This window comes from Leptothrix sp. (in: b-proteobacteria), from assembly GCF_965250675.1.
GTDB lineage: Bacteria > Pseudomonadota > Gammaproteobacteria > Burkholderiales > Burkholderiaceae_C > Sphaerotilus.
This window is the reverse complement of sequence record NZ_CBDFPH010000011.1, coordinates 243,134-259,390: the sequence shown is the minus strand read 5'-3', so window position 1 is coordinate 259,390 and position 16,257 is coordinate 243,134. Positions and strand designations below refer to the sequence as shown.

Sequence of the window (16,257 nt, the reverse complement as noted above, 5' to 3'; positions counted from 1 at the left end):
TCAGCCTTCCGTGCGCGGCTTTTGGTACACCATGGCGTCGGCAAAACGCCGTACCTGGTAGAGCGACGAGATGCGGCTCATCGATTCCGAGTGGCCCAGGCAGATGAAGCCGCCGGGGGTGAGCGCATCGAACATGGCCTCGGCGGCCACGCGGCGGCTGAGGTCGTCGAAGTAGATCAGCAGGTTGCGGCAGAAGATCACGTCGATGTCGCGGAAGCGGCGTGTCAGGCCCGGCTCGGTCAGGTTGACGTGGCTGAACTCGACCGACTCGACCAGCTCGCGGCTGATCTTCCACTCGTGCTCGTTGAGCCGCGTGAAGTACTTGTCCAGGTAGGCCTTGGGCAGGTTGGAGACCGAGCGCTGCGAGTACACGCCGCGCTGCGCGGCGGCCAGCACGTTGGTGTCGATGTCCGAGGACAGGATCTCGACCTCGTAGTCGTTGATCTTGGCCCAGCGCTCGAGCAGGTAGATGGCGATCGAGTACGGCTCCTCGCCGGTCGACGACGGCACCGACCAGATGCGGATGCGCTGGCCCGGGCGCTTGCGCTTGGCGACCTCGTTCATCAGGTCGTTGACCAGGCAGTCGAACTGGTAGGCCTCGCGGAAGAAGTAGGTCTCGTTGACCGTCATCAGGTTGACGAGCTGCTGCAGCTCTTCGCCCCGGGCCTCGAAGCGCAGTGCGACGAAGTAGTTGCGGAAGGTCTCGCTGCCGGTGGCCTCGATGCGCTCGACCAGCCGCTTGTCGACGAAGTAGCGCTTGCTCTCGTCGAAGTGGATGCCGGTCTTGCGGTAGAAAAACTCCCGGAACTTCAGGAAGTCCGCATCGCTGATGGCGATGGGCTGGAGCGCGGCCGATCTCATGCCGCCTCGATTCGGGTGCGGGCGAGTTCGATGGCGAAGGTGATGAACGGGTCGCTGGCAAAGCGCGCCGCGGCGGCGTCGAGCGCGGCCAGATGTGCGGGCGTGCCCACTTCGGTGAGCACCTCCACCGCCGCGCCCACCACGTTCACCGCGCTTTCCTTGTCCAGCACCTGGCCCAGCCAGGCGCCCACCTGCGGGTGGCGCAGAAAGCCCAGCAGGTTGACGGTGAAGATGCGCACATCGGTGTCGGGGTCCTGCAGCAGCGCACTGATGCGCGGGCCGACCACGTCGGGCAGGCAGGCCAGGCCCTCGATGGCGCCGTTGCGCAGCGCGGCGTCCTCGCTGCGCAGCAGCGGCAGGAAGGCGTCCACGGCCGCCGTGCCGCCGAGCATGCACAGGCTGGTGAACAGCGCCTCGCGCACGCTGGCGTCGGCCTCGCGCGCCAGCACCTTGCCGAGCGTCACGGTCACTGCGGTGGCCTCGCCAGCTTCCTGGCACTGCGCCAGGTCGCGTGCTGCCCAGCGGCGCACCTCAGGATCGGCGTCCTGCAGTTGCGCCAGCAGGCCGCGTGCGTCGCGCGGGTACTCCCGCCCGATGACGGGGTGCAGTGCGGCGGCTTCGTTGGCTTTGATCAGTCCCATGACAGGCCTCGGTTGGATCGAAAAAGTCCTGACCGTGGCAGAGCACGGCCCGGGATGCGCGCTCAGGCGGCGTGCCGCAGCGGCAGGTCAGGAATGTCGGCGTCCGCGCCCGTGGCATGACCCGGCTGGCTCCATTGGTCCATGGCCTGCATCTCGCGGGACTGCAGCAGCTGCGACGGGTCGATCAGCATCACCAGCCGCTTGTCGCCGTCGAGCTTGGCGACGCGGGTGATCAGGCGGCCCTGCTCGTCGGACAGGTCCGGCGCCGGGTCGATCTGTGCACGCGGAATGCGCAGCACCTCGGCCACCGAGTCGACGATGAAGCCGGTGCGCACCCCGCCCAGCAGGTAGACCATGATGCGCTGGCGGTCGTTGCGCGGGATGCCCGGCATGCTCAGGCGCGTGCGCTGGTCGATCACCGGCAGCACGGTGCCGCGCAGGTTGATGACGCCTTCGACAAAGCGCGGCGTGCGCGGCACCTTGGTCAGGGTGTCGGGCACGCGCACGATTTCCTGCACGCTCATGATCGGCACGCCGAACTCTTCGGCGCCGAGGCGGAAGATCACCACCTGGGTGTCGTCGTCGTCGCGGCTCAGGTCGCTGTCGTCGGTGGATCGTTGGGTGGCCATGTCGTCGTCCTGGTCGGAAAGCGGGGCGGGCGTATGAGGGCCGGCCTGCGTGTGCTGCACGGCGTTGCGGATGTCGCCCAGGCCCAGCAGGTGTTCGGTGTTGATGATGGACACCAGCCGCTTGCCGTCGTCCAGGCGGCAGATGCCCGAGAACTCCTGCATCGACTGCTCGCGCGCCAGCAGCGCCGGCATCGGTTCGGCCAGCGCGCGGGGCACGCTCAGCACTTCCTTGACCGCGTCGGTGACCAGCCCGACCTGGGCGCCGCCCGGCAGGGCGATCACCACGATGCGGTGCTGTTCGTGTGCGTCCAAGCCCGGCAGGCCGAACAGCGAGCGCAGGCTCACCAGCGGCAGCAGGCGCTGGCGCAGCGAGATCACGCCCAGCACGTGGCCGGCGGTGTGGGGCAGGGCGGTGATGCTCTCGGGCAGCTGCACGATTTCATGCACGTGCGCGATGTTGATCGCGTACTCCTGGTCGGCCACCGAGAACGACACCAGGCGCAGCTCTTCGCTGTCGACCGTGTCGTCCAGGTCGTCCTCCATGCTGTCGGCATTGGCGCTGGCCTCGCCTTGCTCGAAGGTGCGCTGCCGGGCGGCGTCGGCCACCTGGCTGAACTCCTGCTCGATCAGCTTGGCGAAATCCAGCACCAGCAGCAGTTGCGCGCCGTGGGCGGCGGACTCCTGGCGGATCACACCGGTGATGAAGTCGGCCGCGACGATGCTGCGGATGCTCGACGCCGGCTCGATCTGGCCTGGCTCCACGCCCATGACGCTGGCGACGCGGTCGACCACGAAGCCCAGCGGCTGGCCGAGGTTGATGACCACGGCGCGGGTCGAGTCGTCGTTGTCGCGCTCCTCGCAGCCGAACAGGCGGCGCAGGTTGATCAGCGGCAGCACGCGGCCGCGCAGGTTGGCCAGGCCGTCCAGCGTGGACGGCGCCAGTGGCAGGCGCGCCACCTCCGGCACACGGATGATTTCCTGCACCGGGCCCATCGGCACGGCGAACATCTCGCCAGCCAATGCAAAGGTCACGAACTGGTTGTCCTGGCCGCCCGAGTCGTCTTCGGCGTGGCCATCATCCAGTTCAGTGGAAAGTTCGCTCATCGCGATCCTCCTGAAGGGGGTTGAAGGGTCGACGCTCAAGCGCTCTGCAGTTCGTCGGCCAGCGAGGCGATTTCCTCGATCGCGGCGGCCAGTTCCTCGGCGCCTTGCGACTGCTGCTTGGCGGCGGTGGCGGCCTGCTCGGCGGACTTCTCGGCCTGCTGGGCGGCGGCCGAGATCTGCTCGACGCCGGTCTTCACCTGGCTGATGGCGGCGACGATTTCCTGCGACGCGGCAATCGCCTCGCGGTTGCCCTTCTCGATTTCGGCGATGTCGCCCTCCATCGTCACCAGCGCGCTGGTGATGGTCTTGGCCTTCTCGACCTCGGCGGTGGCGCTGACGGAAATCTCGATCAGGTCGCGGCCGACCATGCCGATCTGGTCCTGGATCGACTTGACCATGTCCTTGATGCGGTCGGCGTTCTCGGCCGAGTCGTGCGCCAGGTTGCGGATGTCGGTGGCGACCACCACGAAGCCCTTGCCGTACTCGCCGGCGCGCGCCGCTTCGATGCTGCCGTTGACGGCCAGCATGTTGGTCTGGATGCTGACCTGGGTGATGGCGTCGACGATCTTGTCGATCTTGCGGCTCACCAGCTCCAGCTCCTTGATCTGCTGCAGGCTCAGGCGCGTGGCGTCGACGCTGCCGGAGACGCTGCGCACCAGGCTGTCGATGTGGTCCTTGTTCTCGCCCATCAGCGCCTGGATGGCGTTGGCGCGCTGGCGCGCGTCCGACGCGCGGTCCTCGGCGAGCTGGGCGCCTTTCTCGATCTGCACGGCAGCGGCTGCCGACTCGGTCGCGGCCGAGGCCTGGGCCTGCGCGCCTTTGCGGATCTGCTCCAGCGCCACCATGATCTGGCTGGCCGAGCGGTTGATTTCCTGCACGGCCGAAGACAGCTCCTCAGCCGAGCTGGCCACGTCTTCGGCGCTCTTGGCGATGTCGGTGGAGTTCTTCAGCTCGTCGGCCAGCTCGGACAGGTTGCCGGCGGTCTGCTCGCATTCGGCCAGCGCGCTGGTCTGCTCGCCCACGGTTTTGGTGGCTTCTTCGCAGGCCGACGACTGCTCGCTGGCGGCGGCGGCGATCTGCTCCGAGCCCTTGAGCGCTTGCGAGGCCGCTACGGTGCTCTGCTGCGCGGCGGCGGCGATCTCGACCGCGCCTTCGACGATGCTGGCCGCATCGATGCGGATCTGGCCGAGCTGCTGCAGGATGGTGCCGCTCTTGGCGACCTCGCCCTGGATGGAGGCCGAGGCTTCGTTGATGCCGCTGGCGATCACCTTGACCTCGCCCTGGATCTGGCCCACCAGGTCTTGAATCTGCTTGGCGCTCTTCTCGCTGGTCTCGGCCAGCGTGCGCACTTCGTCGGCCACCACCGCAAAGCCCTTGCCGTGCTTGCCGGCGCGGGCCGCTTCAATCGCGGCGTTCAGGGCCAGCAGGTTGGTCTGGTCGGCAATGCGGGCCACGGCCTTGACGATGTCGCCGATGTTGGCGGCCTGGCGCTCCAGCTCGCCGACCATCTTGACCGACTCGCCCTGGCGCTGCGCGGCCACGCCGACGTTGGTGATGGTGGAGCGCACCTCGGCGTCGATGCGGGCAACCAGCGCCTGGCCGGCTTCGGCCTTCTGGCGTGCCAGCGTCACCATGCCCACCTGGCGGGTGATGGCGCCGGTGACCTGGGTCAGCGCGGCCAGCGATTCCTGTGCGGCGCCGGCGGCTTCTTCCGCACCGGCGGAGATCTGGTCGGTGGCGCGCTTGAGTTCCTCAACCGCCGAGGCGGCCTCGTTGATGCCGCTGGCCAGTTCGTTGGAAGCCGAAGCCACCCGCTCGGCCGCCTGCTGCTGCTTGGCCATCGTGCGGGCGCGGCGACGCTGCGCGTCGGCTTCCCGCGCCACATTCTTGGGAATATGGGCAGCGATGGCGTGCAAGGCGGCTGGGGTTTCCTTGGGGGCGTTGCTGGCTTTCCGAACGAGGGACATGGGGGGACTCCTGATGTGCTTGAAAAAACGATCTCCGGTGTGAGAAGCACCCGCTTCATCGACCCTGTGGAGAGCACATGAATTGGAACGGGTGGGCGTTTTTCCGATCTGCAGAACAGGCGTGTGTAAAAGTCCTAAATCGTGTGGGGAATTGAAAAAGCCACTCGAAAGTGGCTGGTCATGGCGCGGGTGCGGGTTGTTGCGGTTCAGTCGATCGGTGTTGACGGCTGCGTCTTCAGAAAGACTTCCGGGTCGGGCGCGAACGCGGCATACAGCGGCAGCAGCGCGCCGCCCAGCGCGCGGGCGTCCGAGCCGATGGTGCCGGCGCGCACGCTCGGGCGGTTGACGCCTTCCCAGCTGTGGGCGTCGAGCGCTTCCTCGACATGGGCGATCACGCGCGACAGCAGGTCGCGGTGGAACACGCCGTCGATCACCACGTCGCCCAGGTCGAGCAGGCAGGCGGCGGTGGCAATCGACAGCGCCATGGCCTGCGCGGCGCTCTTGAGCCAGACGCGGGTGTAGGCGGCCCAGGGCGGCTCCAGCGCACGGCTGTCGATAGCGGCGTCGCCGTCCAGCCCGGCCGATTCATACAGGCGCTGCAGGCCGAACAGCGAGGCCGCGCTCAGCACCTGCGGCGCAGGCAGGCCGGCGCTGGCCGCATGCATGGGCATGGAGCCGACTGCGCCGGCGTTGCCATGCAGGCCGGGGTACAGATGGCTGTCGATCACCAGCCCGCCGCCGATGAAGGTGTCGACGAACAGGTAGAGAAAGCTCTTCATGCTGCGGCCACGCCCGGCCACCAGCTCGGCCACGCAGGCGGCGGCGGTGTCCTTGATCAGGTGCACCGACAGGGGGGTCATGGCCGAGATGCGCTCGACCAGGTTGATCTCGTCCCAGCGGCGCGACTGCTCGCCCGGCACGCCCAGCAGCGACTGCCAGCCGCCCAGCGACAGCGGTGCCGCCACGCCGATGCCTGTCAGCCGCTCGGCCTGCGCGCCCAGGCCCTGCTGCAGCGCGGTGAGCATGCGCTCCAGGTCGTCGAACAGCGTGACCGGATCGGGAAAGTCGTAGCCGACGCTGTGGCGCTCGCGCACCGCGCCGGTGAAGTCGATCAGGATCACGTCCATGCTGCGCCGGCCGATCTTGACGCCGATGGAATAGGCGCCGTCCGGCGCCAGCGCGATCGGGACCGACGGCTGGCCGATGCGCCCGCGCAGCGGTTCGCGCTTGACCAGCAGGCCGTCGGCGAGCAGCGCGTTGACGATCAGCGAGACCGTCTGGTTGCTCAGGTGCGTGAGCCGCGCCAGCTCGGCCTTGGGCAGATCGCCATGCAGGCGGATGGCCTGCAGCACGACGCGCTCGTTGTACTGGCGCATGCCGCTGTGGTTCGATCCGCGCGGACGCAGTTGTACCTGTGCCGGGGCCGGCGCACGCTGGTGGCCGGGCGGCACAGGGGCCTCAGGAAAGGGCGCGTGATCGAGGGCCACAGCAGACAGCTTCTCAGACACCCGTCAGGCTTCCAGCGCCTGGCTGATCACGCCCTTCTTGAACAGGAAGTTGCCGTAGGGCTGCAACTCACCGGTCACGACCACCGCGAAGGCGGTCTTGACGCGTTCGTAGAAGGCAAAGCGCTCGATGGCCTCGCACTGGGCCGGCGTGGCGTGGCCACCGGCGCCAAGCATGGCGATCATGTCGCGCTGCATGCGGCTGAGGTAGCCCTCGGGCGTGCCCGACACCTGCATGAAAGCCACCGGCTGCGTCACCGCCGCGTCCAGCGGCAGCAGCGACAGCACGGCTTCGGACACGCGCTGCACGCTGGCGCCGGGCAGGTGGATCAGCGGCTTGGGGCGGCCGCCCGGGTACTGCGCCAGCGTGGCGGCGGTGAAGTTGGCGTCGGCGATGATGATCTCGTCGCCGTGGCCCATCTCCGCCAGCACCTTGAGCAGGTCCGGGGTCAGCAGGGGATCGATGCCTTTGAGCATGGTCTTTTCCTCAGGCCAGGTAATCAGCCGGCAACTGGTCCGGCGGCAACGCACCGGTCATGACGGCCACCGTGTCGGACATGCTGATTTTCTTCGGGTTCAGCACGGCGGCCCGCTTGCCCAGGCGGGCGACGTGGATGCGGTCGGCGATCTCGAAGACGTGCGGCATGTTGTGCGAGATCAGGATGACGGGCAGGCCCTTGTCGCGCACCCGGCGGATCAGCTCCAGCACCATGTTGCCTTCCTTGACACCCAGCGCCGCGGTCGGCTCGTCGAGGATGACGACGTGCTCGGCAAACGCCGCCGCACGTGCCACCGCCACGCACTGGCGCTGGCCGCCCGAGAGCGTCTCCACCGCCTGCGTCATCGAGCGGATGCCGACCTTCAGGTCGTTCATGCGCGCGATGCTCTGCTCCAGCATGGCCTTCTTGTCGAGCACGCGCAGCACGTTGCCCAGGAAGCCCGGCAGGCGCAGTTCACGGCCAAGGAACAGGTTCTCGGCAATCGTCATCGCCGGGGCCACCGCGAGGTCCTGGTAGACCGTCTCGATGCCCACGCGGCGTGCGTCGATCGGGCTCTTGAAGTGGATGGGCTTGCCGTCGAGCTCAATGGTGCCTTCGTCGGGAATCGTCGCGCCCGACAGGCACTTGATCAGCGAGGACTTGCCCGCGCCGTTGTCGCCGATGACCGCCAGGATCTCGCCGGCGCGCAGCTCGAAGTCGGCGCCGTCCAGCGCGGTCACCTGACCGTAGCGCTTGACCAGGCCGCGGGCCTGCATCACGATCTGCGGCTGTTTGGATTGAGATTGCGCGTTCATTTAACGGCCTCCCTTGCGAGACATCTGATCCGTGGCCACCGCCAGGATCACCAGGATGCCGGTCACCAGGATCTGGTAGACCGACGACACACCCATCAGCGTCAGGCCGTTGCGGAACACGCCGACGATCATGGCGCCCATCAGGGTGCCGAGCAGGATGCCGCGGCCCCCGAACAGGCTGGTGCCGCCCAGCACGACGGCGGTGATGGCGTCCAGGTTCTCGGTCTGGCCGGCGTTGGGGTCACCGGCGCCGGTACGGGCCACCGACAGCATCGAGGCGATGCCGTAGAACACGCCCGCCAGGGCATACACCGTCAGCAGCACGCGGTCGGTCGGGATGCCGGTCAGGCGGGTCGCTTCGGGGTTGTTGCCCACGGCGTAGACGTGGCGTCCGGGCGCGGTGTCGCGCAGCCAGAGCCAGGTCGCCAGGTACAGCGCCAGCATCAGCACCACGCCATAGGCGACGCGGGCGCCGCCGAAGTTGAAGGTCTCGCCCAGCAGGTTCATGCCGTCGGGAATCTGCGTGATCGTCTGCGCCCGGGAGTAGAGTTGCGTCACCGCGAAGGCGATGTTGAGCGTGCCGAGCGTGACGATGAAGGGCGGCAGCTTGATGCGGGTGACCAGCAGGCCGTTGATCAGGCCGAACAGGGTGGTCACGGCGATGCCGCACAGGATGGCCACCGGCGCGCTCAGGCCGTAGTCGGCGGCGACCTTGGTCATCACGATGGAGCCCAGCGCCATCAACATGCCGCAGGACAGGTCGATGCCGGCCGTGAGGATGATCAGCGTCTGGCCGATGGCGATGGTGCCCACCACCATGACCTGCTGCAGGATCAGCGAGAAGTTCTGCAGCGTGAGAAAGCGTTCATGCTGGAACGAAAAGAAGGTACAGGCCAGGATCAGCGCGATGGCTGGGCCCAGTGTCCCGATCGGGGGAAGCTTGGCTTTGAGCGAATTCATGGAATGGCTCGCTGGTAGCGCGCATCGAGCGAGCGGACGGACCGGTCGCGTGCACGAAAGAAAAAGAAAGCCCCGTGTTCGCGGGGCTTTCACATCAGGGGCGGTTCGATGACCGCCCCTGTGCGATCAGAGATCTTGACGGATCCGGCTTGAGTCCGGACCCGTCAGCCCGGATCAGTCACCCCAGCACTGGCCACGGGCGGTCTTGGTGTCGATGCTCTTCACGCCAGCGACAGGCTTGGCCGCGACCAGGTCCACACCGGTGTCGGTGTAGCCGGCTTGGCGCTTGCCGTCCTTGGCGTACTTGACGCCAGCGGCCACGCCCATCGCGGCCATCTTCAGCGGGTACTGCATCGAGGTGGCGGCGATCACGCCCTTCTCGACGTTGCCCACGCCGTTGGAGCACATGCCGTCCACGCCCAGGATCACGACGTCCTTTTCCTTGCCGGCGGCCTTCAGTGCCTTGTAGGCACCGGCAGCAGCGGGTTCGTTGATGGCGTAGACCACGTTGATGTTGGCGTTCTTCTGCAGGCAGTTTTCCATGCCGGTCTGGCCCTTGGCGGCGTCGCCGAAGCTGTCGGCCATGCAGACCACTTCAGCCGGCTGAGCCAGTTCATTGCTCTTGGCGTCGAGGGTCTTCAGACCGTAGCCGGCCAGGAAGCCGTTGTGGCGCTGTGCACCGACCGGGTGGCCAGGGAACAGGTCCAGCGTGGCGATGACGGGCTTTTTGCCGCCGAGTGCGACCTTGGCGTAGGCGCCGATCAGCTCGCCGGCCTTGTAGTTGTTGGTGGCGAACAGCGCATCGGCTTCGCCGACCGGGCTGTCCAGGGCGATGACTTGCACGCCTTGTGCCTTGATCTTCTTGATGGTCGGGATGATGGCGTCGCCCGACGACGTGATCAGGATGGTCTTGGCGCCGGCGGCAACCATGTTCTCCATCGCGGTGATCTGGCCGGCGGTGTCGCCGTCTTGCTTGCCCGCGGCCGACAGCAGCTTGGCGCCCAGCTTCTTGGCTTCGGCTTCCGCGCCTTCCTTCATCTTCACGAAGAACGGGTTGGTTTCGGTCTTGGTGATCAGGCCGATGACGGGCTCAGCCGCGAAGGACGAACCGGCGGCGCAAGCGAGGGCGGCAGCGATGGCCAGAGTGGAAAGACGCTTCATGTTGTCTCCGATAGGAATAAAACGATTGCGCGGTGGGGCGCAGGTCAGAAAGCGGGTTGTGAGTCGCGAGGTACCGATGGCACTGAGCGGCCTCAACCACGAACGCAATCCTAGCGATCCGCGCTAATAAATCAATCAAATTGATTTAGTGGTTTCCCCTAAATCCGCCCGGCCTCCGACCGTGCCACCATCACGCCCGCAGAGCTATGAGCCGAGCTGAGGCTCTGGTTCGCCTCCAAGCCACTCCCAAGCTGTGATCGGCTCTCCGGCCCGTTTAGGTCACAGCTAAATCTTTGTGAGTGATCAACTCGACTGGCGGCCACTGTTGTGCGCCTCATCTTCTTCCACTGTTTTTCAACCTCACTTACGCACACCATGAACTCAAGCTCCACTGTGGTCGTCTGCGGCGAATCGCTGCTCGATGTGTTCCAGGACGGCCTCACCCCCACGGGTCTCAAGCTCGATGCGGTGGTGGGCGGCTCGCCGCTCAACGTGGCGGCCGGCGTGGCGCGGCTGGGCCTGAACTCGGTGTTCTTCGGCGCGGTCTCCAGCGACTTTCTGGGCGAGCGCATCGAGCAGAGCATCCGCGCCGAAGGCATCTCGATGGACGCCGTCATCGCCTGCGACGCCCCCACCACATTGAGCCTGGTCGGCGTTGACGCGCAAGGCGTGCCCAGCTACCGCTTCTACGGTCACGGCGGCGCAGACCGCCAGTTGTTGCCCGAGCACCTGGCCCGCGTGCCGGCCGACGTGGCCGCATTCCACTTCGGCTCCTACGCCTGCGTGGTCGAGCCGATCGGCAGCACCATCCGTGCACTGATCGAGCAGCGCCGCGACAGCAGCGTCATCTCCTACGACCCCAACGTGCGCCTGAACGTCGAGCCGCGCCTGGACGTCTGGCGCGACATGATCGACTGGATGTCCAGTCGCGCCCACCTCATCAAGCTCAGCGACGAGGACTTCGAGCGCCTCTACCCCGACACCGACATCGAGACGCTGGCCCAGCGCTGGCTGCAGCGCGGCGTCAAGCTGGTGATGCAGACCCGTGGCGGCGAGGGTGCATTGGCCTGGACCTCCGCCGGTCACATCCGCGTCAGCGCCCCCAAGGTGCAAGTGCAGGACACCGTCGGCGCGGGCGACACCTTCCAGGCGTCCACGCTGGTGGCACTGGCCGAGTTGGGCCTGCTCAGCCCGGCGGGACTGGCGGGCATCACACTCGATCAGGTGCGTACCGTGGCCGGTTTTGCAGCCAACGCGGCAGCCATCACCTGCACCCGTCGCGGCCCTGATTTGCCTCGCCGCGCCGAATTGCCCGCACTAGCCTGAAATTCAGGCTAGAATAGCTTTCTTTAGTCGGGGCGTAGCGCAGCCTGGTAGCGCATCTGGTTTGGGACCAGAGGGTCGCGAGTTCGAATCCCGCCGCCCCGACCATAAAGAAAATTGTTCAGCTCAATCGCTCGTGTAATCCAAAATATTTCCGAGCGACATGCAGCAAGCCCAGCGCTTCTGCTGCCAGTAGCTCAACTGGATAGAGCACCGCCCTTCTAAGGCGGGGGTTGGGGGTTCGATCCCCTCCTGGCAGACCATTAGAACCACTTGATCGTTGCTGAAGCCAACCACTGTTCCAGTGGTTTTTTTTCGTCCTCGACAAACCGTGCAACATTCCTTCACAATCCGCCGCGACCTGCGTGAGGTCAATTTCAGGGGGATTCGAGAATGTTCAAGCGCTCATGCGTTGCTTCCGGTGTTGCCGCGCTTTGCGTGGGTGTGGGTTCAACGGCGGTTTGGGCCCAAACCGCTGTCAACGGGTCTGGAAATTCACTGGGCCGCGTTGAAATCATCGGCACATCGCTGCCACGCATTGATGCTGAGACGGCTTTGCCGGTGCAGATCTTGCATCGCAGCGACATTGTCAACTCGGGCGCGACATCGACGGCTGATTTCCTGCAGCGTCTGCCGGCCTTGCACGGGGGCACCAACGAGGCCAATTCGGTCGGCAACATTGGCGCGGGTTTTTCGGGTGCCTCGATCCATGATCTGGGCGAACAGCGCACGCTGGTTTTATTGAATGGGCGGCGCATTGCCAGTTTTGCCGGACAAACGCTGCGGGGCGATCTCGCAGGCATTGATCTCAATACCCTGCCGTTGGCTGCCATTGATCGCATTGAAATACTGACGGACGGCGCTTCAGCTGTTTATGGCTCGGACGCCATCGGCGGGGTGATCAATGTCATCACGCGCCGTGGTGGGTTGGCGCCCACCCTCACGGCGGGCCATTCCCGCCCGGCCGGTGGTGCGCATGAGACCCGGTTTTCCTACACCCAGGGTCTGGGCGATCTGGCGCGGGACGGATACAGCGCCATGGTGTCCCTGAGTGCCGACAAGCGCACCGCGCTGGCGGCGACGCAGCGTGATTTCGCGCGCACCGGGGTGGTGGATTTCCAGTATCAAGGCCGGCGCCTGCGTTCGCTCAACGGCTCGATCTATACCGACCCTGCCACGGTCTACGAACAGAACGATCCCAATCCACGCCAAGTGGGCAACAGCCCCGGTACCTGCCCCGCGGGGCATATTGCCGAGGGTGCGGCCTGTTACTACGACTACACCCGTCAACTGGAGATCATGCCGGTGCGTGAACGCACCAGTCTGATGTTTTCAGGCGATACCCAGACAGGCTCGCAGCGCCTGTTTGCCGATGTGATGCTGGCGCGGACCGAATCGATCTGGCGGGTCGCACCCGTGCCGGGTGATGTCTTGCTGCAACCGGACTCGCCTTTCCTGGCGGCTGCGCAGAGCGTGATCGGACCCGGAGAGGCGCTTTATGCATATGACGACGGATCGGTGCCTGCCTACTGGCGACTGCAGGATGCCGGTCGCCGCACGACGCGCGACCGTTCGACCGCCGTTCACCTGACAGTGGGCCTGGAGGGGCCGCTTGATGGTCCGCTCGGCCGCTGGCAACAGCAGACGGCGCTGACGCACTCGGTCAACCGCTACCGCAGCGACCTGCTCGATGGCTGGCTGAGCCAGGAGGCACTGAATCAAGCGCTGGCCGTGTCCAGCGGTGCAGCCGCGCTCAACCCGTTTGCCGGTGCCGGCCAGCAAACCCCTGAAGCGCTGGCCGCCTTGCGCAGCGCGGCCATCTACGGCAAATGGGACGGTGGCGTCTCCACGCTGGACCAATTGCAGTGGCGGGCGCACACCGACCTGGCGCAACTGGAGGGCGGTGATCTGGCGATGTCGGTCGGCGCGTCCTGGCTGCGCGAGAGCCTGCGCTCCACGCCTGGTGTGCGTCACCAGGGCCTGTTGACCAGCGCGGGCTCGGCCTGCGACCCGGCGGCGGCCACTGGAAGCGCCGGCGCCTGCGACACCCGCTTCGGCGATACCGACACCGTACGACCCTATGCCGGCAGTCGGCGGGCGCTGGCGGTGTTTTCGGAATGGGTGGCGCCGGTGAGCCGGCAACTCGAATTCAATGCGGCCGTGCGTGCCGACCACTATTCGGATTTTGGCTCGACCCTGAACGGCAAACTCGCCACGCGCTGGCAGCCTACCGCCGGCTGGTTGTTGCGCGGCTCGCTGGGCACCGGTTTCAGGGCGCCCAGCGTGGCGCAGGTGCATGGCAGCCGGCAGGATTTCGGTTTTACCGACAGTGCGTACGACTGCCCCTTCACGCCGGAGCAACTGGCTGAAATCGGTGGTGCCGGCACGATTTGCCCGACCAGCGGTTATCTGCGCCAGATTGCCGAGGGCAGTCGCACGCTCTCGCCTGAAAAATCGACCCAGCTGACCCTGGGCACGCTGCTGCAGGCGAGCCGGAATTTCAACCTCGGTGCTGATTTCTGGATTGTGCAGGTGCGTGATGCGCTGGGCGTGGTGCCGGCGTCGGCCATTCTGGCGGACCCGCAGCGCTATCGCAGCAAATTCACCACTTACCAGAACACGGGTTTGCAGCAGACCGAATTGGCGGTTTATCTGCCGGTCGATAACCTGGGCACGCAATACCGCAGTGGCATTGACTTCACGGCACGTGCCGTGGCCGGTAACGTGCAGGATGGGAAAATCGAAGTTCAAGGTGCAGCCACCTATCGACTGCGTGATGAATATCAGCTGGAGCGCAACGGCCCGGTTTATTCCAGCCTCGGACAATTTGGTGTGGACCAGCGCGTGGCGCATCGCTGGCAGGCACGTGTTGCCACCCGCTGGACGCAGGGCGAGTGGTCACATGGCCTGACGGCCAATTACCGCTCCGGTTATCGGGACGAGCAATTCAGCGCCGATTCGGGTCAGGTCTTTGACCGGGATACGGGTGAATATGTCGACGTTCTCAATTACCGCGTCAAACCCTTCATCACTTGGGACTGGAATACCCAGTGGCAGGTGAGCAAGCGCTGGACGCTGAGTGTGGGCGCGTTGAATATTTTTGATCAAAGCCCGCCGCTGGCGATCACGGTCAATGGTGGTGGCCAGATGGTGGGCTATAACGCGCGCTATGACGACAGCCGCGGTCGCACGCTCTATCTGGATGCGGCGCTGAGTTTCTGATTTCTGCCTTGATCGGTTTTGTATCGCTTCTCTGCAAAGAGCTTGATATTCGTTAACAAGACAGCGATCCAGCAGCATGGTGCCGTCCGTAGGATGGCCTCATGCCTTCTGTTTCTTCGTTTGTCCCGGGTCGTTGGACTTCCTCGCGGCTGATTCGTCGCGGCGCCGGATGGGTCGCCGCAGCGGCACTGCTGCAACTGGGGGCCTGCACCACGGCGTCCCGGCCCCATTCGGCCCCTGAGTGGCCCACGGACAGCGCGCTGCCATTGCCCGCGACCTGGTCGGGTGCCGATGCGGTGCCGGTGCGCTCGGCCACCTCGCTGGCGAACTGGTGGACCCGGCTGGGTGACGCCACGCTCACCGGCCTGATCGGCGCCGCACTGCAGCACAACCACGACATTGCGCTGGCGCAGGCCAATCTGCGGCAGGCGCGTGCGCTGGGTGATGTGGCTGCAGCCGGCCTCGGCCCGACGCTGGACGCCAGTGCCTCGGCGCAGAGCAGTCGCAGCCACGTCAACAACCGCGCCACCACGACCAACAACTTTCGCGCCGGCCTGGATGCGGGCTGGGAACTGGATGTGTTCGGTCGTGTCCGGGCCGGTGTCTCGGCTGCTGACGCCGACGCCACCGCGAGCGCCGCCAATCTGGGCGATGTGCAGGTCTCGGTAGCCGCCGAGGTGGCGCTGGCCTATGTCGGCTTGCGCGGCGCGCAGGCGCGGCTGGCGATTGCGCAGGCCAGTCTGGCCAGCCAGCAGGAAACGCTGCAGATCACCGACTGGCGTGCGCAGGCCGGGCTGGTGACCTCGCTGGTGGTCGAGCAGGCGCGCGCCACCACCGCGCAAACCCAGGCGCAACTGCCGCTGCTGCGCACCAGCATCGCGCAATACGGCCACAGCCTGGCGGTGTTGACCGGGCAGGCGCCGGCGGCCTTGCTGCCTCAACTGCAACAGATGAACGCTGCGGGTGAATTGCCGCCGGTGCCGACGGTTTCCGCCGATCTGGCGCTGGCGTTTCCGGCCGAGACGCTGCGCCAGCGCGCCGATGTGCGGGCGGCCGAGTGGCGCGTGCGGGCTGCTGTGGCCCGCCTGCAGCAGGCTGATGCGGCGCGTTACCCGAGCTTTCAGCTCAGTGGCTCGCTGGGTTTGAGCGCGCTGGCGTTGGGTTCGCTCACCAGCGGCAGTTCGGTGGTCAGCGCTTTGCTGGGCAGCGTGTCGGCGCCTTTGCTCGATGGCGGCGCGGCGCGCGCCCGGGTGCAGTCGCAGGATGCTGCGTTGGCCCAGGCCCAGGCCAGCTACCGCACGGTGGTGCTGGGCGCGCTCAAGGAGGTCGAAGACACGCTGGTAGCGCTGCGGAACGACCGCGAGCGCCAGATCACGCTGGACGTGGCTGCCCAGGCCGCCAGCAACGCCGCGCTGCTGGCACGCCAGCGCTACAGCAGCGGCCTGATCGATTTCCAGACCGTGCTCGAAACCCAGCGCACGTTGTTGAGCACGCAAGACAGCGTGGCCAGCGCCCGCGCCGACATCACTCGCCGACCACGTGCGGCTCTACAAGGCCCTGGGCGGCGGCTGGACTGAAACCTCTCCGAGT

12 protein-coding genes and 2 tRNA genes are annotated in these 16,257 nt (G+C 66.4%); 5 read left to right on the top strand and 9 right to left on the bottom strand.

Features of this window, described 5'->3' with window-relative positions; translation table 11 throughout:
• The 9 genes from AC5IG3_RS15690 to AC5IG3_RS15650 form a co-directional block, all read right to left on the bottom strand.
• Positions 1-861 (bottom strand): CheR family methyltransferase, encoded by an 861-nt coding sequence (locus tag AC5IG3_RS15690; RefSeq protein WP_491907227.1) that lies wholly within the window; start codon positions 859-861, stop codon positions 1-3.
• Positions 858-1,502 (bottom strand): HEAT repeat domain-containing protein, encoded by a 645-nt coding sequence (locus AC5IG3_RS15685; RefSeq protein WP_491907226.1) that lies wholly within the window; start codon positions 1,500-1,502, stop codon positions 858-860. The genes AC5IG3_RS15690 and AC5IG3_RS15685 overlap by 4 nt, the downstream gene beginning before the upstream one ends.
• 62 nt (positions 1,503-1,564) lie before the next feature.
• On the bottom strand, positions 1,565-3,235 hold the full coding sequence (locus AC5IG3_RS15680; RefSeq protein WP_491907225.1) for a chemotaxis protein CheW: 1,671 nt from the start codon (positions 3,233-3,235) through the stop codon (positions 1,565-1,567).
• 35 nt (positions 3,236-3,270) lie between these two features.
• Positions 3,271-5,202 carry a methyl-accepting chemotaxis protein gene (locus AC5IG3_RS15675; protein WP_491907224.1) on the bottom strand — a complete coding sequence of 644 codons (1,932 nt, stop codon included), beginning with the start codon at positions 5,200-5,202 and terminating at the stop codon, positions 3,271-3,273.
• A gap of 206 nt (positions 5,203-5,408) precedes the next feature.
• Positions 5,409-6,578, bottom strand: coding sequence for an ROK family transcriptional regulator (locus AC5IG3_RS15670; protein WP_491907588.1), 1,170 nt, complete (start codon positions 6,576-6,578; stop codon positions 5,409-5,411).
• Positions 6,579-6,713: 135 nt separating this feature from the next.
• Entirely contained in the window at positions 6,714-7,184 is a 471-nt protein-coding gene (locus AC5IG3_RS15665) for an RbsD/FucU family protein (RefSeq protein WP_491907223.1), read from the bottom strand.
• Between the two features lie 10 nt (positions 7,185-7,194).
• Positions 7,195-8,001, bottom strand: coding sequence for an ATP-binding cassette domain-containing protein (locus AC5IG3_RS15660; protein ID WP_491907222.1), 807 nt, complete (start codon positions 7,999-8,001; stop codon positions 7,195-7,197).
• Positions 8,002-8,961 carry an ABC transporter permease gene (locus AC5IG3_RS15655; protein ID WP_491907221.1) on the bottom strand — a complete coding sequence of 320 codons (960 nt, stop codon included), beginning with the start codon at positions 8,959-8,961 and terminating at the stop codon, positions 8,002-8,004.
• 174 nt (positions 8,962-9,135) lie between these two features.
• Positions 9,136-10,122: a substrate-binding domain-containing protein gene (locus tag AC5IG3_RS15650; protein ID WP_491907220.1), complete on the bottom strand. Its 987-nt coding sequence runs from the start codon at positions 10,120-10,122 to the stop codon at positions 9,136-9,138.
• Positions 10,123-10,497: 375 nt separating this feature from the next.
• Between AC5IG3_RS15650 and AC5IG3_RS15645 the strand changes: the two genes are divergently transcribed.
• The 5 genes from AC5IG3_RS15645 (at position 10,498) to AC5IG3_RS15625 (ending at position 16,244) form a co-directional block, all read left to right on the top strand.
• Positions 10,498-11,448 (top strand): carbohydrate kinase family protein, encoded by a 951-nt coding sequence (locus AC5IG3_RS15645; protein WP_491907219.1) that lies wholly within the window; start codon positions 10,498-10,500, stop codon positions 11,446-11,448.
• Between the two features lie 28 nt (positions 11,449-11,476).
• A tRNA-Pro gene (locus AC5IG3_RS15640) sits at positions 11,477-11,553 on the top strand.
• A gap of 78 nt (positions 11,554-11,631) precedes the next feature.
• A tRNA-Arg gene (locus tag AC5IG3_RS15635) sits at positions 11,632-11,708 on the top strand.
• Between the two features lie 130 nt (positions 11,709-11,838).
• Entirely contained in the window at positions 11,839-14,667 is a 2,829-nt protein-coding gene (locus tag AC5IG3_RS15630; RefSeq protein ID WP_491907218.1) for a TonB-dependent receptor plug domain-containing protein, read from the top strand.
• A gap of 101 nt (positions 14,668-14,768) precedes the next feature.
• Positions 14,769-16,244 (top strand): efflux transporter outer membrane subunit, encoded by a 1,476-nt coding sequence (locus tag AC5IG3_RS15625; protein ID WP_491907217.1) that lies wholly within the window; start codon positions 14,769-14,771, stop codon positions 16,242-16,244.
• The last annotated feature ends 13 nt before the right edge of the window (positions 16,245-16,257 follow it).